General features: G+C 59.3%; 24 protein-coding genes, 3 pseudogenes and 1 other annotated feature. Of the genes and pseudogenes, 20 read left to right on the top strand and 7 right to left on the bottom strand.

The window, feature by feature from the left end; genetic code table 11:
* Window positions 1–153: 153 nt before the first annotated feature.
* The 4 genes from ACFK0J_RS31120 to ACFK0J_RS31105 all read left to right on the top strand — a co-directional run bounded on the left by ACFK0J_RS31120 (window position 154) and on the right by ACFK0J_RS31105 (window position 5,358).
* Window positions 154–1,419: a ParB/RepB/Spo0J family partition protein gene (locus ACFK0J_RS31120; RefSeq protein ID WP_378733286.1), complete on the top strand. Its 1,266-nt coding sequence runs from the start codon at window positions 154–156 to the stop codon at window positions 1,417–1,419.
* A gap of 910 nt (window positions 1,420–2,329) precedes the next feature.
* Window positions 2,330–3,610, top strand: a complete 1,281-nt coding sequence (locus tag ACFK0J_RS31115; protein WP_378733285.1) for a helix-turn-helix domain-containing protein — start codon at window positions 2,330–2,332, stop codon at window positions 3,608–3,610.
* Between the two features lie 70 nt (window positions 3,611–3,680).
* Window positions 3,681–4,514, top strand: coding sequence for a fumarylacetoacetate hydrolase family protein (locus tag ACFK0J_RS31110; protein ID WP_378733284.1), 834 nt, complete (start codon window positions 3,681–3,683; stop codon window positions 4,512–4,514).
* A gap of 67 nt (window positions 4,515–4,581) precedes the next feature.
* Window positions 4,582–5,358 (top strand): SDR family oxidoreductase, encoded by a 777-nt coding sequence (locus tag ACFK0J_RS31105; RefSeq protein WP_378733283.1) that lies wholly within the window; start codon window positions 4,582–4,584, stop codon window positions 5,356–5,358.
* A gap of 157 nt (window positions 5,359–5,515) precedes the next feature.
* Here ACFK0J_RS31105 and ACFK0J_RS31100 read toward each other — a convergent pair whose 3' ends face one another.
* Both ACFK0J_RS31100 and ACFK0J_RS31095 read right to left on the bottom strand, forming a co-directional pair.
* Window positions 5,516–5,953 (bottom strand): hypothetical protein, encoded by a 438-nt coding sequence (locus ACFK0J_RS31100; protein ID WP_378733282.1) that lies wholly within the window; start codon window positions 5,951–5,953, stop codon window positions 5,516–5,518.
* On the bottom strand, window positions 5,950–6,537 hold the full coding sequence (locus ACFK0J_RS31095) for a transposase (RefSeq protein ID WP_378733281.1): 588 nt from the start codon (window positions 6,535–6,537) through the stop codon (window positions 5,950–5,952). The genes ACFK0J_RS31100 and ACFK0J_RS31095 overlap by 4 nt, the downstream gene beginning before the upstream one ends.
* Between ACFK0J_RS31095 and ACFK0J_RS31090 the strand changes: the two are divergent.
* Window positions 6,525–7,080, top strand: a pseudogene (locus ACFK0J_RS31090) (ISAzo13 family transposase); the annotation flags it as partial. The gene ACFK0J_RS31095 and the pseudogene ACFK0J_RS31090 overlap by 13 nt on opposite strands.
* Here ACFK0J_RS31090 and ACFK0J_RS31085 read toward each other — a convergent pair.
* Window positions 7,002–8,183 (bottom strand): IS110 family transposase, encoded by a 1,182-nt coding sequence (locus ACFK0J_RS31085; RefSeq protein ID WP_378733280.1) that lies wholly within the window; start codon window positions 8,181–8,183, stop codon window positions 7,002–7,004. The pseudogene ACFK0J_RS31090 and the gene ACFK0J_RS31085 sit on opposite strands and share 79 nt — an antisense overlap.
* 403 nt (window positions 8,184–8,586) lie before the next feature.
* Window positions 8,587–8,880 (bottom strand): transposase, encoded by a 294-nt coding sequence (locus ACFK0J_RS31080; protein WP_378733279.1) that lies wholly within the window; start codon window positions 8,878–8,880, stop codon window positions 8,587–8,589.
* 477 nt (window positions 8,881–9,357) lie between these two features.
* On the opposite strand from ACFK0J_RS31080, the gene ACFK0J_RS31075 reads away from it, so the two are divergent.
* The 5 genes from ACFK0J_RS31075 (at window position 9,358) to ACFK0J_RS31055 (ending at window position 13,897) form a co-directional block, all read left to right on the top strand.
* Window positions 9,358–9,519, top strand: a complete 162-nt coding sequence (locus ACFK0J_RS31075; protein ID WP_378733278.1) for a hypothetical protein — start codon at window positions 9,358–9,360, stop codon at window positions 9,517–9,519.
* 78 nt (window positions 9,520–9,597) lie between these two features.
* Window positions 9,598–10,920, top strand: coding sequence for an ATP-grasp domain-containing protein (locus ACFK0J_RS31070; protein ID WP_378733277.1), 1,323 nt, complete (start codon window positions 9,598–9,600; stop codon window positions 10,918–10,920).
* Between the two features lie 12 nt (window positions 10,921–10,932).
* Window positions 10,933–11,307 carry a 6-pyruvoyl tetrahydropterin synthase family protein gene (locus ACFK0J_RS31065; protein ID WP_378733276.1) on the top strand — a complete coding sequence of 125 codons (375 nt, stop codon included), beginning with the start codon at window positions 10,933–10,935 and terminating at the stop codon, window positions 11,305–11,307.
* 708 nt (window positions 11,308–12,015) lie between these two features.
* Complete coding sequence (folE, locus tag ACFK0J_RS31060) at window positions 12,016–12,618, top strand: GTP cyclohydrolase I (RefSeq protein WP_378733275.1); 603 nt, start codon at window positions 12,016–12,018, stop codon at window positions 12,616–12,618.
* Window positions 12,619–12,721: 103 nt separating this feature from the next.
* Window positions 12,722–13,897 carry an MFS transporter gene (locus tag ACFK0J_RS31055; protein WP_378733274.1) on the top strand — a complete coding sequence of 392 codons (1,176 nt, stop codon included), beginning with the start codon at window positions 12,722–12,724 and terminating at the stop codon, window positions 13,895–13,897.
* A 188-nt stretch (window positions 13,898–14,085) separates the two neighbouring features.
* On the opposite strand, the gene ACFK0J_RS31050 is transcribed toward ACFK0J_RS31055, so the two are convergent.
* Window positions 14,086–14,661 (bottom strand): hypothetical protein, encoded by a 576-nt coding sequence (locus tag ACFK0J_RS31050; RefSeq protein WP_378733273.1) that lies wholly within the window; start codon window positions 14,659–14,661, stop codon window positions 14,086–14,088.
* Window positions 14,662–14,696: 35 nt separating this feature from the next.
* Between ACFK0J_RS31050 and ACFK0J_RS31045 the strand changes: the two genes are divergently transcribed.
* Window positions 14,697–14,966 (top strand): hypothetical protein, encoded by a 270-nt coding sequence (locus ACFK0J_RS31045; protein ID WP_378733272.1) that lies wholly within the window; start codon window positions 14,697–14,699, stop codon window positions 14,964–14,966.
* 168 nt (window positions 14,967–15,134) lie between these two features.
* Here ACFK0J_RS31045 and ACFK0J_RS31040 read toward each other — a convergent pair whose 3' ends face one another.
* Window positions 15,135–15,758 (bottom strand): hypothetical protein, encoded by a 624-nt coding sequence (locus ACFK0J_RS31040; protein ID WP_378733271.1) that lies wholly within the window; start codon window positions 15,756–15,758, stop codon window positions 15,135–15,137.
* A gap of 444 nt (window positions 15,759–16,202) precedes the next feature.
* Here ACFK0J_RS31040 and ACFK0J_RS31035 point away from each other — a divergent pair.
* Window positions 16,203–17,444: pseudogene (locus ACFK0J_RS31035) on the top strand (IS3 family transposase).
* Window positions 16,489–16,617 (top strand) — a sequence feature (AL1L pseudoknot). (Overlaps the previous pseudogene by 129 nt.)
* A 125-nt stretch (window positions 17,445–17,569) precedes the next feature.
* Here ACFK0J_RS31035 and ACFK0J_RS31030 read toward each other — a convergent pair.
* Window positions 17,570–18,664 (bottom strand): hypothetical protein, encoded by a 1,095-nt coding sequence (locus tag ACFK0J_RS31030; RefSeq protein ID WP_378733270.1) that lies wholly within the window; start codon window positions 18,662–18,664, stop codon window positions 17,570–17,572.
* A 302-nt stretch (window positions 18,665–18,966) separates the two neighbouring features.
* On the opposite strand from ACFK0J_RS31030, the gene ACFK0J_RS31025 reads away from it, so the two are divergent.
* From ACFK0J_RS31025 to ACFK0J_RS30990, 8 genes and pseudogenes are all read left to right on the top strand, one after another.
* Window positions 18,967–19,905 (top strand): phytanoyl-CoA dioxygenase family protein, encoded by a 939-nt coding sequence (locus ACFK0J_RS31025; protein WP_378733269.1) that lies wholly within the window; start codon window positions 18,967–18,969, stop codon window positions 19,903–19,905.
* Between the two features lie 494 nt (window positions 19,906–20,399).
* Window positions 20,400–20,576: pseudogene (locus ACFK0J_RS31020) on the top strand (7-cyano-7-deazaguanine synthase); the annotation flags it as partial.
* Window positions 20,577–20,653: 77 nt separating this feature from the next.
* Entirely contained in the window at window positions 20,654–21,976 is a 1,323-nt protein-coding gene (locus ACFK0J_RS31015; protein ID WP_378733268.1) for an acetyl-CoA carboxylase biotin carboxylase subunit family protein, read from the top strand.
* A gap of 528 nt (window positions 21,977–22,504) precedes the next feature.
* Window positions 22,505–23,179 (top strand): 7-cyano-7-deazaguanine synthase, encoded by a 675-nt coding sequence (locus ACFK0J_RS31010; RefSeq protein ID WP_378733267.1) that lies wholly within the window; start codon window positions 22,505–22,507, stop codon window positions 23,177–23,179.
* Between the two features lie 3 nt (window positions 23,180–23,182).
* Entirely contained in the window at window positions 23,183–23,578 is a 396-nt protein-coding gene (locus ACFK0J_RS31005) for a 6-pyruvoyl tetrahydropterin synthase family protein (protein WP_378733266.1), read from the top strand.
* The gene (locus tag ACFK0J_RS31000) at window positions 23,578–24,288 is read left to right on the top strand and encodes a 7-carboxy-7-deazaguanine synthase QueE (RefSeq protein ID WP_378733265.1); all 711 of its coding nucleotides are present in this window, start codon (window positions 23,578–23,580) and stop codon (window positions 24,286–24,288) included. The genes ACFK0J_RS31005 and ACFK0J_RS31000 overlap by 1 nt, the downstream gene beginning before the upstream one ends.
* Window positions 24,289–24,290: 2 nt before the next feature.
* A complete protein-coding gene (gene folE, locus ACFK0J_RS30995) occupies window positions 24,291–24,890 on the top strand; it encodes a GTP cyclohydrolase I (protein ID WP_378733264.1) in 600 nt (199 codons plus the stop codon).
* Window positions 24,887–25,963, top strand: a complete 1,077-nt coding sequence (locus tag ACFK0J_RS30990) for a fatty acid desaturase family protein (protein WP_378733263.1) — start codon at window positions 24,887–24,889, stop codon at window positions 25,961–25,963. The genes folE (ACFK0J_RS30995) and ACFK0J_RS30990 overlap by 4 nt, the downstream gene beginning before the upstream one ends.
* Window positions 25,964–26,365: the final 402 nt, after the last annotated feature.

Below are 26,365 nucleotides of genomic sequence, written 5' to 3'. Positions count from 1 at the left end.
ATCGCACTGCCGGACGTGCGCACTCGACTGCAGGTTACGAGCAGCAAGCCGGATCATGGGATTCGCATGTGCAGTGTTCCCGAGCGGTGCGCCGCGTTATCGAGGAGGGGAGAGCTCGGCGCACCGCTCGGAAAACACTGCCGGGAACATGGTATGTGGAGAAACGGAACGTCTTCGGCGAAGACTCCAAGTTATCTGGCATCCAGCCGCAATGATTTCCGGCTATTATGCGGCAACTACCTCAGTTGGCTTGAGCAATTTCAGCCGCTGTGCCTGCAACTTCCTGGGTTGACAGCAGATGTAATCATTCCTACATTGGATCACGAGGATCGCCTAGAGGTGCTAGCTATTAGGGGGATGATGACTGGACTCGAATACGAGCTTGCAAAACCATCTGATGCTGAAAAACGTACTCTAGGCTCCGAATCGATGCAGGTATCAAGCAGCGAGAATGAGCCCATTGTATTCAGAGCTCAAATATCAGTTCCCATTCGCTTGCTGAAACCTGGATTTTCTCCCAGATTGGCTGGTGAAGACAACGACCATATCAAAATATTGGCCGAATCAGACTCTCCGGTACCTCCAATTCTTGTGCATCACGCTTCTATGCGCGTTTTTGACGGAATGCATCGACTGCGCGCCGCGGCGCTCCGCGGCGAGGAAGCCATCATGGTCGAGTACTCCGACGGCACCGACGAGGCCGCCTTTGTACTTGCCGTGAAAAGAAACGCAGAACATGGTCGCCCGCTCACGCGGTCAGATCGGGCGGTAGCTGTGCGCCGAATTCATGAGTCCCATCCGACATGGTCGGATCGTGCAATTGCCTCGGCGACTGGGATTTCAGCCAGAATCGTGGCCTCTGACCGGCGCAGTTCGTCTGATGACAATCCGCAGTCATACGTGCGACTTAGCCTGGACGGCCGACAACGCCCTCTGGATGCAGTAGCCGGTAGACTCCGAGCTTCTGAGCATATTGTCAGGGAACCCAGCGCGTCGCTGCGCGAGATCGCAAACAGTGCTCAAATCTCGCTGTCCACCGCGCAAGATGTTCGAGAGCGTATGCGGCTCGGAATGGATCCGGTTCCACCGAAATGCAGGTCACCCCGGACGGCCGACAACAAAGCGAAGAGCTCCGCGGGTGACTCGGAGCCAGCTTCCCTGCCCAGGATCGCACCTGCCGATCGCGATGCACTGATCCAGAAATTGAGACGCGATCCCTCGCTCCGCTTCAACGAAACGGGCCGCCTACTCATTCGCCTGCTCGATCTGCAGTCGGATTTGCCAGAAAAGTTGAAGAAGCTCGCGGATCACGTCCCGGCGCACTGGCTCGGTACCGTCACCGTGTTAGCAGGTACCAACGCGAACGCTTGGCAGCACTTCGTTGCCCAGCTCAACGATCGTTTGCGAACCAGCGCCTAGATGAGTGCAGCCATGGTCGCCCCGAGTGTGCGTACGGTGGCTGCCGGCCCCCGGGCCCGGCAGCCACCACGCCTTGCCTATTAGTATTCCCCGTCCCATATGAAGGCCTTATACGACGAGCCGGTTTAGGTAACTGCGAGTTGCTTTTTCCGGGTTCCAAATGGAGCCTTGCCGTGCTCGTAATTTCTAAGATGGCTCCGGTCCCTGCCGCGCAGCAGGCGGATGCTGCGGGAATACTGCATCAACTGCGCAAAGACCCATCGCTGCGTTTTACCGAAAACGGGCGGAAGCTTCTACGGTGGCTAGAGTCTCCCCTGGATGGACACGTCGATTGGGGGCTGTCGTCTGGAGTATTCCGATCCATTGCGTACCGCGAATTGCTGAGCTTGCTCGACGGCGCTCTCGGGACTGGCAACAGCTGGTGCATCTGCTCGATAAACACGCGCAATCCTCACGGGATAGCCGAACCGCCATACGTTCGGGCCCAGTCCCTTATCGGTGGCCGTTCAGTTTCGCGCAGGTTTTCGCGCAAAGCCATCCTTTCGGCTGCCAAGGATCACGACGATCGACCGTGGTGTCGTTCGACCACGAGACTGGTGGTCACTATGCGACGTTGGCACACACGCGGCGTTTGTGTATGCGGTCGGAAACGGTACGGGTCGCCGGACAGCTAGACCTGAATCTTTCCAGGACATCACTATATCGATAGGTTAACATTGGGGTCGGCACTCGTAGCTACAGATTGGCGGTCACCGGGGCCGTGTAGAGAGGTTAGCGAACTGAACCAACTCGATCTTCGGCTGTCGAATCGGACTTTCTCCGAACATCAGCTCTAGTGTTTCGTCTGCGGCATATTTAAGTGGCCTGAATTCCCGTGTCAAAAGCTATTAAGAAGTGAATCGGAGTCGGAATGAAAGATTCGTCTGAAATTGAATACTTTGGAACTTTACTCCAGAGATATCGGCGGCGAGCTGAACTTAGTCAGCGTGCTTTATCCAGCGTATCTACGATTAGCGTACGGGCAGTTCGTAATCTGGAGCTTGGTCAGGTCGCGAGACCGAGGCGGGAGACCGTCCAGCTCCTGGCCAATGCGTTGAACCTTACCGCTCAGGAGCGCGTCGTATTCGAGAAAGCCGCCGGAAACGACGCAGGTGAAGCAGAATTTCAGTCGCTCATTATGACTGCTAATGGCGCTACTCGACGCCTTTACGGACGTGACAGGGAACTCGACATATTGCGTCGCCGCATATTAAGCCAGCATCAAGGCATCAGCAGTATCTCTGGGCTCGCGGGGGTTGGAAAGACACAGCTGGCTGTTGCGGTAGCCAAATCACTAAGGTTGACGAACGCCATGATGACCTTATGGGTGCAGGTACGGTCAGGCGTTGACGAGGAGACGTCGCCGGGCCGTGGTTTGCTGGCTTCGGCGGGTGGTGTCAATCGTATGGTCCGGCAGATTGGCAGCCAAAGCGCACTGCTGATTATCGACGGAAATGATGGGGGAGAAGTGACGTGCGAGACGATGTGGACGCTGGTCCGCGCGTGTCCGAATTTACGAATTGTGGAGACCGCCCGTTCCTCGCATGCAGATCACGAAGGCTACCGGCTCTTCTTGGCGCCCCTGCCGACCCCTCCGGATTCCGCTGATCGTGAAACAACTATCGCGGCGCCAGCCATGATCTTCTTGTTAGAACTTATCGCCGACCTTCGGTTCAATTACCAGCCAAGCGTCGAGGAGTTGGCAAAGCTCGCCGAGGTGTGCCGCAGGCTAGATGGTCTGCCGAGAGCCTTGGAGTCAGCCGCTTCCTGGGCTACGATTATATCGGTAGATGAGGTCTTAGCGATGGCACGTGATGAGATCCACGTGCTGGCAACGGATCCATCGGGACGTTTTGATGCTGCGACAGCGATACACGATGCCGTTATGGCGCAGCCCCTTTCCCATCGTGAATTGCTCTGCGAGCTTTCGAACTGGGCGAATGGATGGACAGTGGGGCAAGTGGCTAACAGCTTGGGTCTTTCCCGGATTCGGGTCGTTAGTAGCGTGCAGGATCTGCTCCATTCTGGGCTTATCGTCGAGCTTTCTGAAAAGACTGACGACCACATATGGTTTGACGTCCTCAACCTGGTTCGTAAATTTCTCCAAAACCGTCCTAATAAAGTAGCTCAGCTAGCCCTTCCGGTCGGCTGAGTTGTGAATAATTTCGCTGCTACGAAGTCGAGGTAACATGCGTATTTGCACTGTAAGAATGCCTCATGGCATGGACGTTGGAATTGCCACTGGAAGCCGAATCGTCCTTCTTGGCGAGATTAATAGGATTATGGGAACAAAGTTAGGGCCAACGTTACTAGAAATCATCGCCTGTGAACAGGCCGATACAATTCGGGCTGCATTGAGCGATCCTGCCATCCTCCACACATCGATCCCAGCGTCCGCCATCGTTTTTCAGCCGATATACCGTAATCCGCCCAAGCTGTGGGGTGTGGGTTTGAACTATCGACGGCACGCCGATGACCTGCAAGTCGAACAGCCGAAGGGGGCCCCGGGATCGTATCTCCGTGCCAGCAGCACGATCATCGGATATGGCGACGACATTCTGCTGCCGGCTCAGTCGGATCGGGTGACAGCTGAAGCTGAACTAGGCGTCGTGATTGGGAGAACTTGCAAGGATGTAATGAGGGAGGATGCGGCCCCGGTGGTTTTTGGATTCACGACAATTCTCGATATGACCGCTGAAGATGCGATCCGTACAAATCCGAGGTACATACCGTGGTCGAAGGCATTTGACACATTCTGTAGTATCGGCCCTTGGGTGGTAACCCCTGACGAGATCCCGGATCTATCTGCTGTTCGTATTTCAACCGTAGTGAACGGGAGGACGATTGCCGCCAACTGCGTTTCGGCGATGATGTGCGACCCATACTGGCAGGTCAGCTACTTTTCGGGTGGCATGACGCTTGAGGCGGGATCGGTTATTGCTACCGGGACACCCGGCGCGGGAGTGATCCGGGAGGGTGACCTTGTCGAGGCGGTGGTCGAGGGAATCGGCACTCTGCGCAACCCTGTTAAGAAGACGATGGCTGGCGGTGTTTAGGTGGGTTGGCAGACAGGGTGCGGTCGGTATTGCACAGTTTTGCGAATAATTATAAGAGAGTAGGTGAGTGGTGGAGCTAGGTCTCAATGGGCGGACTGCGGTAGTTTGCGCGTCAACATCCGGGCTTGGCAGGGCGATTGCGGAGGCTCTGTCGGACGAGGGCGCAAACGTAGTTGTCTGCGGCCGGCGTGGTTCCGTGGCAGACAATATCGCGTCAGGCTTGCCGCGGGCAGTTGGTTTCGGGGTGGATCTGCTGGCGCCAGCGAGCGGCCAGAGGTTGCTGGCGGCCGCACAGAAAGCATTTGGTCCGGCGGACATTGTCGTGCTCAATGGCCCAGGCCCCGGACCTGGGCGCGTGACTGAGATCCAGGAACAGGAGCTCGATCAGGCCGTGGGGTCGCTGGTCACGGCTCACCACCGGCTCGTCACACTTGCGTTGCCACACATGAGGGAGCAGGGCTGGGGGCGCGTGCTCGCTGTCGGATCGAGCGCCGTCCTTACTCCGATACCGGATCTGGCCTTGTCGGGCATTGGCCGTGCCGCTCTGGCCGCATATCTGAAAGCACTCGCGACCGAGGTCGCTGCAGACGGGGTGACAATAAACATGTTGCTGCCAGGCCGTATCGTGACAGAGCGCGTCCAGCAGATTGACGCCGCGCGAGCGGCACAGTCGGGGAGGACTCTTAGTGCAGAGCAGGCTGAATCAGTTGCCCGAATCCCTATGAACCGATACGGCCGGCCCGCCGAACTCGCGGCGATCGCAGCCTTTCTTTGTAGCGATCTTGCTTCGTACATAACAGGCACTCTGGTGCGCTGCGATGGCGGACTATCCCCTGTGGTGTAAATTCGTCACCTGCAACCGCTTGCGTGCGTCTCCACGTAGTCGCTGAATTTCGGCCGTACAATTGCCAGCCCCCTGGGTCGCATTCGTAGTCTTGATCTGGGTGTGCATGGGTCCAGTTTCAGCACGCGTCCGGCAATACTCCAGCCGGACTTGGTGATTATGTGAGCTGCCTGGGGCGTTGCTGGTAGGGGCTGGTGCGGGCTCGGTGCTGATGTTGGCGTCGCCAGTTCGACCAGTGCAGCCGGTAGGTGATGGTTCGGATCGGTGTGATGATGATGACGGCGAACAGATGCCGAATCTCGTTGCGGGTGGAGGCGATCAGGCCATCGGGTGTCGCTTCGGTGGCGCGTTGATCGATGGCCAGGACGGTGAGGAAGGCGTGGGCGAGCATGGGCAGCAGGGTCCAGCGGTGCCAGGAACGCCAGCAGGGGACGTGATGCTGATCGAGGCCGGTCAGTCCCTTGGCGGTTTGGAAGTCTTCTCGGTCGACCACCGACGGCTGGCGACTTTCACCAAGCCCGGCCAGGTTGGCGGGTCCGGATGAGTAGCGGCGGTAGTAGGCCAGCTCCCTGATGTGCTGGTTGCGGCGGATCATTTAATGAGCGCTGCCCGGCCGGTGCGTTGTTGGTGTCGGGATCGATGCCGATCCAGGCCCAGTCGAAGAGGCGAGGGCCCTTCGCGCCGTGACCGGCCGAGAGCCGTTGCCACGCCCGCCGCGGCAGACTCTTTGCCAGGACACCGGCGCGGGCCCGCCCGGCGCCCGGCGGTGATGCGGTGGTCGCAGGCGATGGCGAATACGTAACCGATGCTGCGGGTTTCGAGTTCTGCGCGTAGTTTGGGGTCACCGCCATAGGCTTCGACGCCGGTCACCCATCTGGCTGGCACTTCGGAATCGAGGGCAGCGGTGATTATGTGTTTGGCTAATGCGGGTTTGGTGACGAGCCCGGCGTCGGCAGGCACCCGTGCCTGGGCGCGGTGGACCGGATCGCTGCTCCACGAGCGCGGCAGATACAGGGCCCGATCAATGAACGCGTGCCCGGCGGTGGTGGCGTAGGTCAGATACACCGCGACCTGGCAATTTTCGATGCGGCCTGGGGCTCGTCCGTAAATTACTGTCGGAGTTGATTTTTGAGTCGGCTCGGCGGGTGACGGTGGGAAGCTTGGGTATGTGCGTTCCACGAAATTGTCTGTCCGCTGCGGAGTTGAAGGCCAAGTTCGATCAGCTCCTGCCGCATCCGGACGAACGCCGTCGTCGTCTCTACCTGGCCAGCGAAGCCACTGCGCTGGGCCACGGGTGGGATCGGTGCAGTTGCTGCTGCCTCCGGCGCCAGCACCGCCACTATCACTCGCGGCATCTCCGAATTGATGGCCAATTCCGCACCGACCCAGGGGCTCCGGGCGGCCGGTCGCAAGGCGCTGACAGTGACCGACACCGGGCTGAAGTCGGCGCTGGAGGCACTGATCGAACCACACATTCGCGGCGATCCGGTCTCCCCGCTGCGCTGGACCACGCTGTCGTTGCGCACCCTGGCTGCGACATTGACCGGCAAGGGCCACCCGGTCAGCACCACAACCGTCGGGCGCTTACTGCACGCACTGGGATACCGTCTGCAAGGCACCGCCAAGACCAATGAAGGCACCAGTCATCCCGACCGTGACGCGCAGTTCGCACACATCAACGCGACCGCCACCGCTTTCCCCGACGCCGGGCAGCCGGTGATGCCGTGGTTGCGGCGGCTTCGATAGTGCTGGCGAGCGGGTCCGGGCAGAACCACCATGGTGGTGGCCCAGATCCAGCCGACGGCGGCCAGAGGATCGTTTTTGATGCGGCGGTGGGTGATCGCGATGACGTTGCCGGAGGCCCGGGTGACCGGTGCGGATCCGGCGAATGCCTTCAACGCGCGAGCGGTGGTGAAGCGGTGGCGGTCGTCGCCGATCTCGGCGAGTATCCTGGCTCCGGTCAGATCGGCCAGGCCGGGGAAGCTGGTGATGATCGCGTAGTCGGGTTGGGTGCGGAACTGTTGGGCCGCAGCCTGTTCCAGCTTTTCAGCACCGTCGCAGGCGGCGTCGAGCATGGCCAGCAACGCCAGTGCCTGACGGCCCATGGCCTGCTCGATGTGTTTCGGTTGCCGCAGCTGGGGTTGGCGGAGTCGGTCGAGGATGGTCGTGGCCAGGTCTTCGATTCCGCGGCGGCGGCCCGAGTGGCGCAACGCTGCTGCGATCCTGGCCTGGGTGAGTTTGGCGGCGTGGGCCGGTGTCGGTGCCAGCGCGAGGACGGCGCGGGTTTCGGCTTTAGCGAGGTTGGTGGCGGATTTGGCGGCAAAGGTCGCCAGGAAACTTGGGTAATAGTCGCGCAACAGTGAACGCAGTTCGTTGCCGGCCTTGGTGCGCCGCCAGTCCGCGTCCTGCTGCGCGCGAGCCAGAACCGCGATGGCTCGGGCGAGTTCGCTGTCGGCCGGCAGCGGCCGATGCAGGTGCGCGTCGACGCGCAGGATATCGGCCAGAGTCTTCGCGTCGGCGTGGTCGGACTTGGCGCGGGAAAGGCTGTGGCGTTCTCGATAGCGGGCCACCGCCATCGGATTGATCGCGAACACCGGCCGCCCGCTCGCGCGCAGGGCGGCGACCAGCAGCCCGCGCGGGGTCTCGATCGCCACCGGGATCGGGTCCTCGACAGTGTCACCCGCGACAGCGAGCAAGCCGGTGAGTTCGGCGAAACCAGTTGGGCTCTCAGCGATCCGCTTCCTGGCGATCAACGCACCGGCCTGATCGACGATCGCGATGTCATGATGGCCCTCGGCCCAATCAATGCCGCAGTATCGGTCCAATCGGTTCTCCCTCAGAGCTCGGGTGTTCTGGGCTGTTCGACACCCGGGCGAGAACGCGCAGCACCCTGCTTACGAGCCTGTATGGGCTGGCCTGCGATGAGCTGTTCGCGATCCCAGCGCACCCGCACGGCGCCGGTCTGCATCAGAGCTCGAAAGGCTCACCAGTAACAAAGGCGGCGGGTCGTGCGGGCGGGCTCGAACCACGAGCAATCACACCCCCTGGACGGCCGCCGGGCACGGAAGGCACACCGCGCCAACCGAACCCGGCCGCCAGGCTCGCGTCCGTCCACAGCGCCCGCCGCCTTTAGTGAGGACTCTGCGATCCGAGGGGAGCCACAGGAGTCACCGAGACAGACCGAACAAGACAAGTAGGGAGCCATTACCTCGTGCTCGTCATAAGGCATCAAATGCCGATGTCGGCATTTGGTTCCCTTTTCAGATCGCCACTTTCATCGACAACCAGGATCACGCCGACCGCACCCAGATGGTCGACGACGTATCGGCGCAGGTCATCGCGGACCGCGTCCTCGTCCCACACCGCCCGCGCCAGCAGATGTTGCATCGCATCCGATGTTTCGTCGCCTGCCTGCTCGGCCAGCGTCCAGCAATTCTTGACCGGGAGCTGCGACATCAAGCCCCGCGCCATCTTTCGTGCCGTCTGCTGTGTCTCGGCACGCCCGAAACGCGGTGCGATCACCCCAATCAACTCCTCCCAGCCCTTCCGCCCACCGGTCAGGGTCTATGCTGTTGCCCGCGGCCACCGCCGATCCAGTTGTGTCCCACACAAACTCGACAAGATCACGCGGTGGCCGCCCACATCCACCAGCCCCACAGCGCCCCTCACCCAGGTCACGAACTACGGCTGGAGTACTGGGTTCTCATTATGAGATAAGGGTAGTTGAAGCTCCCCGCCGGTCGTCAAAGGAAGCGGCAGATGAGGTGAACTTATCCAACCCCGAGATGCCTCCTGACTCACCAAATGCCTCTTGCCGCCCAACGAGGCAGATGACAGTATCGCTCTGTGCTTAATTCGCAGTCGCTGTTCCCGAGACAGCTCTAAAGCCTGGATGAAAAAGCATTCTGTTCCCACGAAGGAGGGTCAAGAAATAGATATGGCAGACTTTCCCGACATGCGACACTCGGCGCCGCTGTCGCTAGCTAAGGAATCTCCAGGATGAATATTGCTGTTTGTGATGAAAGCCTTACTTCCTTCTCTGCTGCAACCCGCTCGCCGTCAGCGGTCGAGGGCCTTGCTGGCCGGTTTCACCGCAACGGGTTAGTGGAGTTCGACAAGAACAATCGCCTGGTTAGGCAAGCGCTGACGCAAGAGCGGTGATCAATCGAAACTTGCGACATATCCCGATGGTGAGGGGATAGTAGCGTATGGCCTTACGAGCGCGATTGGGGAATCCTCATGAACAGTACACTGCGTGGCGCTAGGGCAGTCCTGGTGCTCGATCCAGTAAAACCAGATGCCAACTTCAAGCCGGAAATAGAACAGCATGGATTTGCAGTGATCTCCGTCTACACGATGCCTCGAGAGTTCGTCGACTCGCGGTGGCCGGACCACCAGGAGGGCGATGCCGCCAGCATCTATGCGTCTGATGTCGACGAGATTCTCATGGAGGTCCGCAAGCTGCAGGCCGAGATCGTCGCGGTGCTACCCGGTTACGACGTGGCCGTTCACATCGCTGACGCGTTGGCGGACAGGCTAGCCCTACCTGGCAACGGCCCGGAACTCGCCCTAGCCCGACGCGATAAGGCCGCCATGCGTGAAGCCGCGAGACGAGCCGGTCTGCGAACCCCCAACTTCGCCGTGGTCAAGGATGCTAAGGAGATCTCGAAGGCTGCGGAAACTGTGGGCTTTCCGGCAATTGTAAAGCAGACAACCGGTGCCGGCTCCCATGGCACGCGACTGTTGAATCGCGCTGCGGACGCTCGCAACCTCTCCTCGCTGCACGAGGTCGATTACTTTGGCCAGCCAGTTGAGTCATGGTTGGTTGAGCAGTACGTGCGTGGTCGGGAACTGGCTGTCAACTGCTTTAGTTACGGAAGGAAGCATCATGTCGTTGACATCTGGGAATACCGCCAACCGAATGATGAAGATTACTCATTCCCCTACTGGGAGTCCGCCCAGATTCCCAAAGATGACCCTGACTGGCTACGCGCTGTCGAGTTCGTGCACGATACGCTGGTTGCCTTTGATGTCAGTTTGGGCCCCAGTCATACTGAGGTAAAAATCTTTGAAGGTGAGGTATATCTCATAGAGCTCGGTGCGCGCCTACCTGGCGGTCCGATGGTCGATCAGTGGCTAGCTCACAGCGACTTGGACCCGTTTAAACAGACGTTGGACTGCAGTCTCGGGCATCGGCCGGCCTTCGTGGACGCGCCGCCCCGGTTTGACAGTTTCTGTGGAGCGAGCGCCATCAGGAACGACGGGCCAGTTGGCGTCCTGATTGAAATCCAAGGCCTGGACGACGTCATCCGCATGCCTGGCGTCGATAAGGTGGTATCGCTTTTCAAGGCGGGTGACCTTGTTCCTATCACGAACAGCGTCAAGAACATACCGGTTGGAGTCTGGGTGTCGGCTCCTGACTACCCGACTCTTATTGCACGGTTCTCACAGGTGCGGAACATCGTGAAGCTGGTAATCGAGCCGGTCGTCGATGCCAGCAGCGACTGCGTCCAATCGGCCGCAGTGGGCCGGAATGACGATGACTCTGACTTTCATCCTTAGGGGAACAGGAAAATGCTGACCATTTGTAAGGAATTCCACTTCTCAGCCAGCCACAGACTCGCTCACCTGCCGGACGGCCACCAGTGCTCTCGCCTGCATGGTCACAATTATATGATCGAAATCGAGTTGTCTACCGGCGCTGACGAGTTGACCGAGGCGGGCTTTGTGCGGGACTACGGGGATCTTGGCGAGTTCAAGAAGTGGATAGACGACATCCTCGACCACCGCCATCTAAACGATGTCCTCCCTGGCATGAACTCGTCGGCGGAGAATATCGCTAGGTGGGTTTATGACAGCTGGATCAGCCAGATTCCGGAGCTGTCGGCAGTGCGTGTCTCCGAGACGCCGAAGACATGGGCCGAGTATCGGCCGTCCGTACACAAGTAGGCCGTCAAGGAGGTTCGGAGATGTCCAGACTTGTTGTGAATGAAATCTTTGGCCCGACGATCCAGGGCGAAGGTCCATCAAGCGGACGCCGATGTGGTTTCCACCGCTTGGGCGGATGCAATCTGTCGTGTCGATGGTCCGATACGCCCTATACATGGGACTGGACAGGTGTCAGTGATTCAGGCAATGCCTTAGATCCCCGCGTAGAACTGATGCTGAAGGACTCTTGTGAAGTTGTCGACGAAATCCTGACTATGGGAGTGGATCTCGTCGTGGTCACGGGTAGGAACCGTTGAGTCGGCAGATGCGGCTCGTGCCCGTGCTTGAGAGACTTGCGGCTGAGAATATATCGGTTGAGATCGAAACCAATGGAACCATTGTTCCGGGCGATGGAGTTCCTTCCATGATATGCGGTTCAACGTATCTGCTAAATTTTCTAACTCAACCGATTCGCACAGCCGACGGGTTCGCCCCTAAGCTCTGCGTGGATTGAACGAATCCAAAGGCGTGGAATTTAAGATCTGGGCGAAGTTGCCACGCTGGAAGCATCATACGGTCCGCGACCTATATGGGTCATGCCTGAGGGGCCGCGATCAGGGGAGATAAACCCGGCCTCGCTGATCTAGCCGACGAAGTAATCAAACGAGGCTGGAATATATCACTCGCATGCATATTCTGGCTTGGACCGATAAACGAGGAGTATGAACAGTGTCTGTTGAATCTAATGTAATCGTAAAGGATGCCGCCTCCAGTGCCGTCTCTGCAATGGATCCTCTTGAGTTAATCGCCCGGAGGCTCCTTACTGAAATTGGTGAGGATCCTGATCGCGAAGGCCTTGCCGACACCCCGAGTCGTTACGCAAGATGGTGGCGAGAGTTCACCAATTATGAACCTGGAACTATCGACACTGTTTTCGAGGCGATTTCAAGTAATCAGACGGTTATGGTTTCCGGTATTAATGTGTGGAGTCTGTGTGAACACCATCTTTTGCCCTTCAACTGTGCTGTCACAATCGCTTACCGGGCCCACGGAAATCTCCTCGGCTTGTCAAAGTTCGCCCGAATCGCACATAAGCATGCCCACAAGCTCCAGCTACAGGAGAGGATGACCAGCGACATCGCCGACGAGATCGAGAAGGTCACTGGCTCGCCTGACATCGCGGTTGTCGGGAAGGGGGAGCACCTCTGCATGACCATGCGCGGTATTCGCACCAGCTCCTTGATGACGTCGGCCGTCTTCCGCGGTGTCTTCGGGGAAGAGGGCCCGGAACGCACTGAGCTGCTCTTCCTCCTCCGCGGAGACCTCCGATGAGTTGCGCGCAAAAGGCCGCCGAAAAGTTTCGCAACTGCGCAGAGCGCCGATAGGACGTACGCTCATCGCGTCGGCTTTCCAACAAGGATTTGCAGGGTACGGTATGTGCATCTTTTCGTCCTATAGACGTCTGTTATCCTTACCTGGGTTCGGATCCTCGCTCGTCGCCGCTATCGCGGGAAAGCTCCAGCCAGGAATTTTCTCTCTGGCTCTGTTCCTGGACGTAATGCACTATCGCACCTTAAGCCAGGCAGCCGCAGTTGTCTCCGTGTCCGCTCTGGCCGGAATTACCGTGCCGTTGCGAGGGCGACTGATGGACCAATACGGCTACGCCCGAGTCATGTGGCCCGCACTCGTTCTCTACCTCATCGCGCTCATCGGTGTAATGCTGAATGAACGAGCCCACGGTTCATTGATCATGACCGTTATTTGTGCACTGGCCGCCGGGGTTTCAGCTCCTCCAATACAGATCGTTACTCGGCTGATGTGGCGCTCGATAGCCACAGATGATCTTCGGACCACGGTATTGTCCTTGGACGCTGTATTGGCCGATATCGGCTTCATCATCGGGCCAACCCTCGCGGTGATACTGGTCGAGTTAGTCGCTCCGTGGGCGGGGTTGGCGGCCGCTGCCCTGTTGAGTGCAGGCGCGACGATACTTCTGCTCTGCCGTCGACTGCCGCACCAGCGACATTCGCAACGGTCCGTCGAACGCGACTGGATGGGCCCCTTGAGGAGCGTGGCGCTGAGGCACACGATGGTCGCGGCCGTGCTGTTCTTCTTCGCGGTCCGGGCGATAGAATTAGCTTTGCCGGCGTGGGCCCAGGAGCATGATTCGTCGTTGATGAGCGGAGTTCTGCTGAGCAGCATGGCAATCGGAAGTGTCATCGGCGGCCTGGTTCTGGGGGCGCTGCCGCCACGATGGGCTGGAAGGGCGAAGTTGTCGGTCACGCTGATGGCGTTGTCCCTAGGAACAATTCTGGCCGCATTCGCCACCGCGAGCTACTTGAGTGTGCTCGTGGTGGCGGCGGCCGTAATGGGACTTGCTCTGGGGCCGTCCTTCGTTTCGCTCTACACCATCGCTGGCGACCTCTCTCCACAGAACATGGCGGTAGAGACACAGTCGTGGATCAGTTCCTTCATGTCCCTGGGTGGCGCCGCCGGTGCCGCTATAAGCGGTCTTGTCTTCCAAACGTTCGGGTCGGGCATGATGCTGGCGATCGCCGCCGCCTCGATAGCGACGGCATCGGTTCCGGCGCGAATGGCTTCGACCAAGTAGCGAACAATGGCCAACCAAGCAAGTGCGTGATCACCGAGCTGCGTGCGATGCCAGGCGAGCAAGGGATCGGGTATGTGCCGTTGCAAATGAGAGGCTGCTGGCGCATAGAAGGAGGGCTCGACGCTGTGACGGAGGACAAGGGGCGTAGGCCAATGTTGCGGGCGTTTGGCAGTGGTCTGGTGATCTTCTCAGCCGGTGGCAGGTGTGGGCACTTGACCGGTCGTGGTTCGCTTCACCGATCGAGCTCGGGGAGCGCAGGCGTTTTCGCGTTGTCCCCGGTTCGGTGGCTCGGTGAGCCCGAAGTAATCGGTGAGATCATCGGGGGACTGCTCGTCGGATCTGCTATCCATGGATTGGCTGGCCAAGACGTCGAGCCCGCCGAGGGCAGCGACGGCACCGACGGGCGGTGGCGCATCGCCCGCCGGATCGCGCCGGGAGGGGGTGATCTCCACCGTGGACCCCGACGCCCGGCACACCCGTAAGTCGGCCAGCAACTGCCCGCGACGGGTTCGGGCACACGTGTGCGCCGAGCCGGAGACACCGACGAGACGCTGAACATCGATCGCACCACGTAAATCGCCTGTGCCGCTCGGCCCGCTGAAACCGGCCGTCGAAGGCGGAATCAGCTGCGACGACTTCATCGTGGACGAGGCCGCGCAGACGGTGACCTGCCCGGTCGGCAATACCCACCCGATCAGCAAGAAGTCCCGGGCCGCGACCTTCGGCAGAATGTGCCGCGACTGTCCGCTGCGTGATCGGTGCACCACCTCCACCACCAGAGGCCGCCAGATCGTCCTGGATGAACGTGACGACATGCTGCGGCGAGCGCGCCGCGACTGGGCCGGAAAACCCGAATTACGGGGAGAACTACCGCGAGTTCTGCCCCAACGTGGAACGGGTCATCTCCCAGATCGCGACCCGCGGTGGCCGCCGCGTCAAACTCCGCTACCATGGCACCACCAAGAACAACGCCTGGCTCAAACGCCGCACCGCAGCACTGAACCTGCGCAACCTGATCACCGCCGGGCTGTCCCTCGCCGCCGGAACATGGACCCTCACCACCGCATGAACTGCCGACACCCAAAACCATTGAATCCCAGCACATCCAGGTCAAATCAGCTGGCCTCCAAGCCCACCGACGCACCTCCGAACAAGCCCGCAACACAAACCGCGCACCGCCAACGGGCAACAGCCCGCCGACAAAGCAACCCTGAAACGGCCGTTATTCAGCGGCCTCCTAGCGCCGAATCTCCGGCATTGGCTTGATATTTGGCGAGAATCCAGGCGACACCGCCGCGGCGGCGAACCGCAGGAACGACCGGAACGCGCACAATTTCTGCTCCACGGTCTTGACCCGGTAACCGGTCAGGGTGGTGACGAACCCGCCGATCACGGCGGCGTCACAGCAGCCCAGCCCTGCGCGAGTGTTGGTGAACGCGAGGAACTCCTCCGGCCAGCGTTCCGTATGTCCGCACCGTCGAGACCGAACGACCGGTCGCGCGCAGGTTGCGCCTGGAACACGGCGATCGTCGCGGTACCGGTGGCGTTGAGTTTGCCGACCGACCGACTGTAGCGGCGCAGCACCGCGCCGTGTACGGCGTAGTCCTGCAGCATCTCGGCGACCCTGAACAGGTAGACGTCGGTTTGTTTCAGAGTGCCAGGCCTGTTCTTTGGCGAAGAAGCCGCACGCGTCGTCGACCCACGCCATCACCGCGTCCAGGGAGAACTCCTCGACACCACGAGCGCCGAAATGTTTCTGCATCCGCCGCCAACAGCCCTGGTACCACACGAGAGTCGAGTCCTTGTAGCCCAGGCACCGTAGCTCTTCCAGGCCCGACACCAGCACAGACAAAGTCGTCATGACAGTCGACCTCCATCACCCGGGTCCGGCCCCGTGCCGGGACCTCCAGATCAGATGGTCCGCGTTATGCGCAGCGTTCGACCCCGAAATCCGCTGTCGTCAGGCCATATCGGACCACGCATAACCCAGCGCTGTTCATAATGGTGCGCGATCTCGCCGTTGTTGTCGAAATCTGTTCATGCACTACGCTTTCGTTGCCTGATTGGATCGAGAGCACCCCTTGATCAAGTTCGAGCGGTACCGCGACGATGCCGTAATCCAATGCGCCAGTGAGAGAGTCTGCGTCCGGGGAAGACCCGTATCGTGTATTGCGAGCAGGAGGGTCGTGATCTGGATTTCCCGGTCACGGAATTCAACGGTCTCGGTCAAGCATGCCTGACCTGTTGTGGAAGATTGAACCGCCACGGGTTTGGGCCGACTTCCTTGTTGAGGAAGATGGTCATCATGCCGAAGCGTTACCCGCCCGAGGTTCGTGAGAAGGCCCTGCGTCTGGCTCTGGATCACCTCGACGAGTACCCGTCGCGTATGCGGCGGCCCAAGCGATCGGGCCGATGGTCGATGTGCATCCGGAGACGTTGCGGGTGTGGACTATGAAGGCTCAGGCCGACCCTGCCCGACGCAGCTCCGGTGGTGGGTCGGAGCTAGCCGCGGCCGAGCGCACCGAGTTGGAGCGGTTGCGCAAGGAGAACCGAGACATTAAGCAGGCCAACGAGATTCTTAAGTTGGCGTCGGCTTTTTTCGCGCGGGAACTCGACCCGCGACACCGTTGATCGTCGGATTCATCGACGAATACCGCGAGGTTTATGGCGTCGAGTCGATCTGCCGTGTGCTGGCAGCACACGGGGTGCAGATCGCGCCACGGACCTACCGCAAATCCCGGTTCCGGCCGCCGTCGGACCGCGATATCGCCGACGCCCACCTGCAGAACACGCTGCGCGGTCTGGCCGACAAACCCGAGCACATGTATGGGCGCCGCAAGATGACCCGCTATCTGCGCCGGCAAGGCCATCGGGTGGCGTTTTGCACCGTCGATCGAATCATGCGCGAGATAGGCATGAGCGGGGTCGTGCGAGGACGTAAGCAGCGCACCACAATTCGAGCCAAGGACGGTGTGCGCGCTAGCGGCAAACTCAACCGCGACTTCACCGCCGCGGCACCGAACCAGGTCTGGGTCGCCGACTTCACCTACGTCTCGACCTGGACCGGGTGGGCGTATGTGGCGTTCCTGTTCGATGCTTACTCCCGTGCGATCGTGGGCTGGACCGCGTCGAGCTCCAAGACGACCGCGTTGGTATCCAAGGCCCTCAACATGGCGATTTGGCGGCGCGATCATTACGGGCATCCGATCGAGCCCGGACTGGTTCACCATTCCGATGCCGGGAGCCAGTACACGTCGATCAAGTTCACTGAATCACTTGCACTGCAGGGGCTCTCGGCTTCCATAGGCTCAATCGGCGATGCCTACGACATTGCCTTAGCCGAGTCGATCATCGGATTGTTCAAGACCGAAGTCGTCAATCGACACGGCCCGTTCAAGACCCTCGCCGCTGCCGAGTTCGCGTTGATGGAATGGGTCGACTGGTACAACAACGCCCGCCTGCACTCGCGGCTGGGCTACCTCACCCCGTCGAATACGAGAGCGCCCACTACGCTCAACAACCACCACGCCGACCGGCGTTGGTCTAAAACCGAAGCCGGTCCCTTACCCGTGGCGGTTCAGATCTCGAAGCCCGCAAGCCAACTGTGGCATGTCCTGTCCTGCTGCTGGCTGGCGCAATTCTCTCCGTGTCTGGGGTCGTCCTATTAGCGTACTACTTAGCGGATTGAGCAGATTGCAGCTTTGATGTGGATGTGGATGTGGGGGTGGTTGGTGACTGGGGTAGGGCGGAGGCGGCGTTCATGATCAGTTCTTTCGTCGGGTTTACACGATCTATCGCGGCCACCGCCGACATCAGGTCGAAGACATCGACGTTTCCCTCTTTGGCGCACTGGGTGATTAGATGGAAGAAGTTGGAGTGTGTCTGGGTCAGACCTCCAACGAGTTGGTACGTGCGGTCGTGGTGGAGGCGTGACAGCGGTCGTATCAGCGTTTCGCTCAGTTTGCTCAGAGCCCGGTAGTCATATTTGGGATGGTTGGTGTGGTTCCAGAGGACTGCGCTGAGCGCCTCGGTGTTCGCGTTGCCGGCGTAGCGGCCGATCCCGTCCAGTGTGGTGTCGATGTATCGGGCTCCGGCGTTCGCAGCCGCCAGCGCGTTGGCGTTGGCCAAACACAGGTTGTCGTGTCCGTGAAAGCCTATGGGCACGTCTACCGCCTGGCAGATGTGCTCGATAAGCATACCGACCTCCTGCGGGAGGAAGCCTCCGACGGAATCGACGAGATAGATCGCGTCAGCGCCGAACTTCTCGCATTGCTGGACCGCATTCGTGACACCGTCGACGCTCAGTACGTTGGTCTTCATGAGATTCGTGAATGCCCTCAAGCCGAGCTCTCCGGCTAGCTCTATGAACTCTTGGGCCGGTGCTACTTCTGTGATGTCCACGCCTATGCGGACAAAACGCATGCCCGCTACGGCTGCTTGTCGCAGATGAGCGGGCTTGGCGATGCCGGGGATGCAGAACATGCCCCACTCCGCGGCCTCAAGCGAATCTTCGGCAATCTCAAAGCAATGTTCATCGGGGACGAGTGATGCCTTCGCTAGAGCCTCTCCCGCATTGAGCCCGAGGCCATGGCCCAGCTCGATGAGTTGTATTCCCGCGTGTTCCAAACCAGTCAGGGTGCCTCTGATCATTTCTCGGGTGAACTGGAAGTCCACAGCGTAGCTGCCGTCTCTAAGAGTGCAGTCGAGGATTTCGACGGAATCCAGGTTCGCATTCCCGCTGGCACTCTCGCTTACCAAGCCAGTCATTGAACACCTCAGCAATCAAACTCATTGTGGGATGGTGCGATCGGCACCGATAATGTGGCCGCGAAAGTCGGGCAGCGGCCCCTGCGGCGGCGTCCCGAACCGGGATGTCGTGAGGTAAGCGTAGTTGAAACCCCCGCGGGTAGTCGTCAAAAGCGGCGGCAGAAGAGGTGAACTTATCAGGTCTCAAGGTGCCTCATGGCTCACTAAATGCCTCTTGCAGCCAGATCGGGTAAATGACAGTATCGGCCTGTGCTTCATTCGCAAGCGCCTTGTTCCCGAGACGGCACTCAAGTCCATGCTGAATGTGTGCTGTTCCCAAGGAGGAGAAATACAGAATGGGACTTACGAAGACCCAGATTGATTTCTATCGCAGGAACGGTTTCTGTGTGACAGTAGATATAATATCAGCTGCCCTCATTGAAAGGGCCCGGAGCGTCGTGGATAAGTTGCTCCGAGTTCCGAATCTTGCTGAATTGGCTGAGCCTGAACCCGAGGACTTGTCGTTAGTCCGTCGTATTTGGGCGCCCACAGCGCGGGACGAGGTATTCTCGGAGATCGCGGAGAACTCTCGGCTCCTCGACTCTGTGGCGCAGTTGATTGGTGACGATATCGTGTATCAGTATTCGAAACTGAACGTGAAGCCGCCGCGTGTTGGTAGCGCCGTGGAATGGCATCAGGATTTCGCGTATTACCCTCACAGTAATACCGACCTGGTCGCCTGTCTCATCTACCTTGATGATGCCACGCGGGAGAATGCCAGCCTCCGTGTTGCAGCGGGATCCCACCAGCGGGGACTTCTCAATCACGAGAAGAATGGCTTCTTCTCTGGGAAGATCGCTTCGTTACAAGGTGTGGGGATAGATGAAAACACCGTTGTGGACTGCGAAGGGCCTGCGGGTACTGTTATATTTGTGCACCCACTTCTAGTCCATGCTTCTGAGAAGAACCTTTCGAACCGCTACAGGCGTGCATTCATTCCGGCCTACCGAGCTGCTGATTCCTTCCCCATCTACTACGGTCCACATTCCGCGCACAACGAGCCGAACGCCAAGCTTCTGCGTGGAAAGCCGGCGAAATCTGCACGTAGTGACCGGGGCGAGTGGCGTCTTCCGATTGCTGAGGCTGAGTTCAATTCCCTCTATGAAATCCAAGAAGGTTCCCATGTGGGACGGAGCGGGAAGGCTGGCACGGGCTACTTCTCGCATGAGTCGGCGGAATCTGCGGCACACCAGACAGTCTGAGCTTACTAGCCGAATGTCGAGATTATCCCCGAAGTGTCCGACTGTGCCGCGCGGCTGGGCACCGGCGGGAGTTCGAGGTCTACCAGGCCAAGGGAGCGATAGGCAGATGCCGTCAAGGACTAGCCAGCTGCGGACGAATGTGGGGAGGCCAGGATGGATGGTCGTCGCTCCACTCGGTCGGCATTCGACATCGTTCGCGAACTGGCGGGTCGCGAGGCGAGTCCCCGCGGACAAGCGCAATCGCTCCCCGGTACTAGTGAGGAAAGCGTATGTCAAAATCATCGCAGTCGTCTCATGGACTCCGTCACCATGGCCCACAACCTGTGCGGCCAGGGTAACGACCTGTACCTTCTCTCAATCGACTATGGTCAGCGACACCGCAAGTAGCATCATGCCCGCACGCGGAGCGTGCTACGCGGCGGCCGCTGTCGAACGGCTCTGTGCGCCGCGCCAGGTAGCCGACATGGCAGCGCTTTGGACGACTATTTCGCGGTTCCTCACTCACCGACACGGCAGTGGAAGTACCGGAACGGAACTGGACCGGCTTTGGCAGCACGAATATTGTGCCGGTTCGCAATGCCTTATTAATTCCCAGTGCGTTTGCTATCGCGGTTGTCGAACAAGCTGAATCGGTAGCGATAGGAATGATGAAAGATGATTTTGTCACAGTGCTGGATAGCAGGCGCCTTCCTTCTATCACACGACCAGCAATGTTCCGTCAACCGACGCAGAATAGTAAAGTTGGATCATGTCCCGTAGTCATATCGCATTGCTCGCCCATATGGGCTATGAGAAATACTGTCATGCCGACGGTGAACCCTTCTTTGATCCGGAATTATTTGATGTCACGTTCATCGCCTCTCCTGAACACTTATCTCGCGTCGTCCCCGGTCGGGTGATGCGGAGTATTGAAATCGACGCCAGGAATGAAGAAAAGTCGATGACTGCACTATATGCATTGAAAGGGGGGCCTAGAGTCGACTGGATAGTGGCAACCGCAGAGTGGCTTATGCTGCCAGCTGCTCGTATACGTGACGCCCTTGGCCTTCCAGGTTTCACTGAAGCTCAGGTGCTAACGTTGCGAGATAAGGTGAAAATGAAGCGCCATTTCGCTGAGCGCGGTATCAAGACTCCGGAGTTCATCGAGATTCGGGAACCAATGGATGCGGCTTATTTCCTGGCGAAGCATGGAGCGATTATTATCAAACCCGTATACGGAATGGAGTCTTTCGATGTGCACATCGTCAGGGACCGCGCCGGATTGGAGGTGATTCAGCGCCGAGGATTTAAGCGGCCAGAATTCTATGAGGCTGAAGAATTTATCGTAGGAAGCCAATTTCACATTGACAGCGTGGTCCACAACGGCTGTCCGGTAACCACCAAAGTGTCGAAGTACGTAGACACGCACCTGGCCTTTCCGCTCAACGGACAGATGAGGTCGCACACCGTCGATGCGGGACCCGAGTGCGAGGTTCTCCTTGAGTTCAACAGAAGGGTGCTCTCGGTCATTGACTGGTTCAGCGGGGTCGCGCACCTTGAGCTGTTCCTGGATCCGGACGGAGAACCGGTTCTCTGTGAGATAGGTGGAAGGCCCGGCGGCGCCGGGATCAGCGCCGCATTCCAGCACAGCCATGGCGCATCGCTTCACTTCGCCAGCATTCTGCCGCAGATCGGCCAGCCAGTTCCTCGCTACCAGGCATGCCAACCAAAGGAACGCCAAGCCACCGGTTGGTCCATGGTCTACCCTCCAGCACCGGGTCGGTTCATCCAGTACGGCCCGTTACCGAGCGCAGAGTGGCTCGTGGAGCTACGCACGCCATACAAGTCGGGTGATATTGTGAAAGAGCCCGAACGTTCTACGGACGCACTAGCCGTCACGACAGTCTGCGGTACCAACGCGCGCGAGGTTCTTGAGCGACTCCAGACCGTTAAGAACGGAATCTCGGCAGTCATCGAACCCTACGACGCCGGTTTCGAGCCTGTGAGTACGGGTCTGCGTGAGGATGTGCGGAAAATCCAATCGCACTTGCCGTTCGGGCAGGCTAGCGACCCTAGCCGGGCGGAGGCGTGAGCGGCACTGGCGCTCGACAGGCGCACAGTCCAGCTTATCGGTGGGTGGTCTTGGTGGGCGCGACTGCCCCTGGCCTGTCTTGACAGGTCGGTGACCTTTGACGGCTTCTGCGGTGCTAGCGCGATCCGGAACGACGGACCGGCGGGGAAGCTCATCAATGTGCGCGGTCTCGACGAGGTCGCAGCCATGCCCGGCGCTGGCGGCCTGGCGATTGGTTCCTGTGAGACGTCGAGCACGTAGAACGTTTCGATCGGTGTATGGCTTGCGGGGCCTAGCTATGCGGGCGCCCTGGGCAAGATCCGGAAGCCCGTTTAGCTAGTGATTGAGCCGGTCGACCACGAGGTTCCCCGTCTGAGTTCGGCTTCGTATCTACCCGCTTCCTTGCTCCTGAGGGGACATCCGCGGCCTGGCGTACTCCACTCCGCTGCGTTAGCCGACCAGTTGGCGTGACAGGGCTCCGCACTCTAGTCGGGTCCTCTGGGCCACCCAGTAGCCAATTCAAACGAATACATACAGAGAGAAGCCACCATGGCTCGCATAATCGCTGTCGTATCAGGCGGCCTGGACTCCATCGTCTTGGCCTATCATCTCCACTGCGAGGGACACGACCTCTATTTGCTGTCCATTGATTACGGGCAGCGTCACCGCAAAGAACATGACTTCGCGGCCTTGGCTGCACGGAAAACGGGTGCCGCGCACGATGTGCTGAAGCTTGCCGACATAGCCACTGCGCTGCCCGGTTATTCCCTCACCGATCCGTCTGTGGACGTGCCAGATCAGCACTATACGTTACCTGGCAGCGTGAATGTTGTACCCAATCGCAATGTGATCTTGTTCTCTGTGGCATATGGCAGGGCTGCGGCTATCAAGGCCGACCAGGTCGCGGTGGGTGCGATCGCTGGCGACGATGCGACGGCGCCGGATAGTTCGGCTGAGTTCATTGCTGCATTCAACGCTATGGAGAAAATCGCCACGGCTGGATACGTACCGCCGCACCTGGAAGTCGTGGCTCCATTTATCAATATGACCAAAAACGAAGTCATTCTGCGTGGGCAGCAACTGGGCGTCAATTTTGCAGAGACTTGGAGCTGCTTCAAAGGTCAGGAAGTCCATTGCGGAGTCTGCGCTGCCTGTCAGGACCGTCGCATCGCTTTCGCGGTTGCGCAGGTGACGGACCCGACTGTCTATCAAAACGAGAGATGAATTATGCCGACTATATCGAAGGAATTCCACTTCTCGGTAAGCCATCAGCTGGCTTACCTGCCGAACGACCATCAATGCGCACGGCTGCACGGACACAATTATGTCCTCGCAATTGAGCTCGACGCAGAGCCTGTGGAACTGACCGATGCCGGCTTTGTTCGCGACTACGGCGAGTTGGATGACTTCAAGAAATGGATCGACCGCACCCTCGGTCACCGTCACCTAAACGACGTGCTCACCGAGGTGAACTCATCGGCTGAGAATATCGCAATTTGGATATTCGAGATGTGGTCTCGCAAAATCCCCGAATTGACCGCCGTGCGCGTCTCCGAGACCCCCAAGACCTGGGCTGAGTTCCGGCCGCGCGAACACCGCGGTTCGGCACGGCGGGGATCCTGATGGGACAGCTGGTCGTTAACGAGGTGTTCGGTCCGACCATTCAAGGCGAGGGTCCGTCGACGGGGCGGCGCTGCGGTTTCCTGCGACTCGGGGGGTGCAACCTTTCCTGTCGGTGGTGTGACACGCCCTACACGTGGGACTGGACGGGTGTGAGCGACACCGGGAAAGCCTTCGACCCGAAGGCCGAGCTCAGACCGATGAGAACCGAGGACGTCACCGCGCAACTCATTGAGATGGGTGTCGGGTTGATCGTCATCTCCGGCGGAGAGCCCCTCAACCAGCAGACGAGGCTGCTTCCTGTCCTGCAGGGGTTGAACGCTGTCGGGATCTCGGTCGAGATCGAAACGAACGGGACAATTACTCCGAACGATGCACTGGTGGCTACCGGCGCGCGATTCAATGTGTCGCCGAAGCTGGCCCACACGAGCGATCCACGCAACCGCCGCATTGTCCCGGAGTCCCTACGCCGGCTGAATGATACGGACGGTATTGCCTTCAAGTTCGTCTGTCGCACTGCGGAAGATCTGGCGGAAGTCGCCCAGCTCGAAAAGGAGTTCGGCCTGCGCTCCGTATGGATCATGCCCGAAGGTAAGACCGTCTTCGATATAAATCGGCATCTCGTCGACCTGGCCGACGAGATTGTTCTGCGCGGCTGGAATATGTCCACGCGACTGCACGTGCTGGCTTGGGAAGATAAACGAGGAGTTTGATAATGTCCATCGAAACTAGACCCGGATTCGAATCTGGCTCTCTGGAAGAGGTTCCAGCTGATCCGCTGGAGAATATTGCGCGACAGCTTCTCCTTCAGATCGGCGAAAATCCTGGCCGTGAAGGGCTGCTGGAAACCCCCCGCCGCTACGCTCGCTGGTGGCGAGAATTCACCCAATATGATCCGGGCACAATCGAGACAGTTTTCGAGAGCGTTTCCGGTAGTCAGACCGTCATCGTCTCGGATATGCAAGTTTGGAGCCTGTGCGAGCACCACTTGCTCCCTTTCAATTGCTCGGTGACGGTGGCGTACCGCGCGCGCAACAATATCCTCGGTCTCTCCAAGTTCGCACGCAGCGCCCACAAGCACGCCCATAAGCTCCAGCTCCAGGAGCGCCTCATCGCAGACATCGCCGACGAGATCGAGAAGGTTACGGATTCACCTGACGTCGCCGTACTTGGTCACGGTGAACACCTGTGCATGACAATGCGCGGGATCCGAACGAGCTCGCTCATGACGTCATCCGAGCTTCGGGGTGTGTTCGCGCAGGAAGGCCCAGAACGCAGTGAACTACTGGCTCTGCTTCATGGAGCCAAGAGATGATCGAGGGGCACAGAGCTTCGCTCGGGGAAGCGGGCTTTGCTCACAATGGGGACGCCTATCAGCAGTCCGAGCGTGAATACAGAAAGGGCTACTCAGCCCCAAACCGATTGCGCGACAATATCGCGGCAGCGCATCAGACTAAGCTCTGGCGTACGGTGTCGGTGGCATTGACAGATCACGCTGTCGCCGGAGGCTTGACACTTATGGTTGCCTGGTCCTGGGTGAAGGTCTCCCCAGGGGCGGGCCTTGCCGCTGCCGTGCCCGCCCTCGTTGGTGTGGCACGGCAACTGCGCGGCCTAGAAAACCTGGCACATGAGGGTTCTCACTCCAACTGGAGTCGTCGACACCGGAAATTGAATGACGCACTGGCCTACGCACTGGCCGCATTCCCGACTGGACAACGGCTGTCGTCCTACCGCGCCTCGCATTTGCGCCACCACGGAAAGTTCGGCACCGATGAGGATCCGGATATGCAGCGTTACCGCGAGTTGGGTATCGAGGAAATCGACCGAGAGTGTATGGTTGCTTTCGCCAAGGCCGTGGCGGTACGCCTGGTGCGCTATCAACTCGGCTGGTTGCGCGAACTGGGCACGGATCTCCAGACATCGCTCACCCCGCTAGTGTGGGCGGTAGTTGCCGTAGGGATACCATGTGCTAGCTTGCTGGGCCCCGCTGCGGGCGTGGTTGCGGCAGTCTGCTGGCTCTTCGCGATGTTGTTCACGCTTCCGGTAATCCGGTTCATTGCCGAGGCGGACGAGCACAGTTACCGCGGGACTGCGACAGTCTTCGATGCAACCATCAGTAACCTCGGAACGGTCCAGCGCTTCCTCTTCCATCCACATGCAGACGGTTATCACACAGTTCATCACATGTGGCCGGGGATTCCCCATCATGCCCTCTCCAAGATACACGCGCTTCTTATGGCAGAAGATCCCAACTTCGCCCAGCGCATACGCGTTCGCACTCAATTGCTCATGAAGCCCAGCACACTTCGGGTGGAGGGTGACGCCATTCACGATGTATCGACGGCTCTTTACGCTCCTCGGAAGGGAAGAACTGTCGACAGCACGTGAATACTGGATCTGGCACGGTTTGGATGCTGCTGGTGATCTTCAGGCGGCATGTGAGGTCGGCAGAGACTGGCATAGTTGGTGGGAATTGGCTGGGGGCTTCGGTTTTGGGCTTTTCTGGTGTTGACTGAGCCGGATGAGGTCGGTTCCGGCGGCGGCGAGGACGTGCTGGACGTGGGTTTTGGCCAAGCCGTGATAACGGCAACGACGTAGCCGTGGGCGTGGACGGTTTCCGACACCGTCGCCTTGCCTCTGGCGCGCATTGCGTATTCCTGTTGCCAAGCAAGAGTTTTCTGCTCGACCCTGGCCCGGGACTGGATCCGCTGCAACGGCTCAGGCAGCAGCAACAGGTGGCGGCCTTTGCCATCGACATTGCCGGTGCACTGCAGGGAACAGTGGCTCATA

The organism is Nocardia brasiliensis (genome assembly GCF_042691675.1).
GTDB classification, from domain to species: Bacteria; Actinomycetota; Actinomycetes; order Mycobacteriales; family Mycobacteriaceae; genus Nocardia; species Nocardia brasiliensis_D.
The sequence above is the reverse complement of the archived record's forward strand: the minus strand, read 5'-3'. Positions and strand labels throughout refer to the sequence as shown.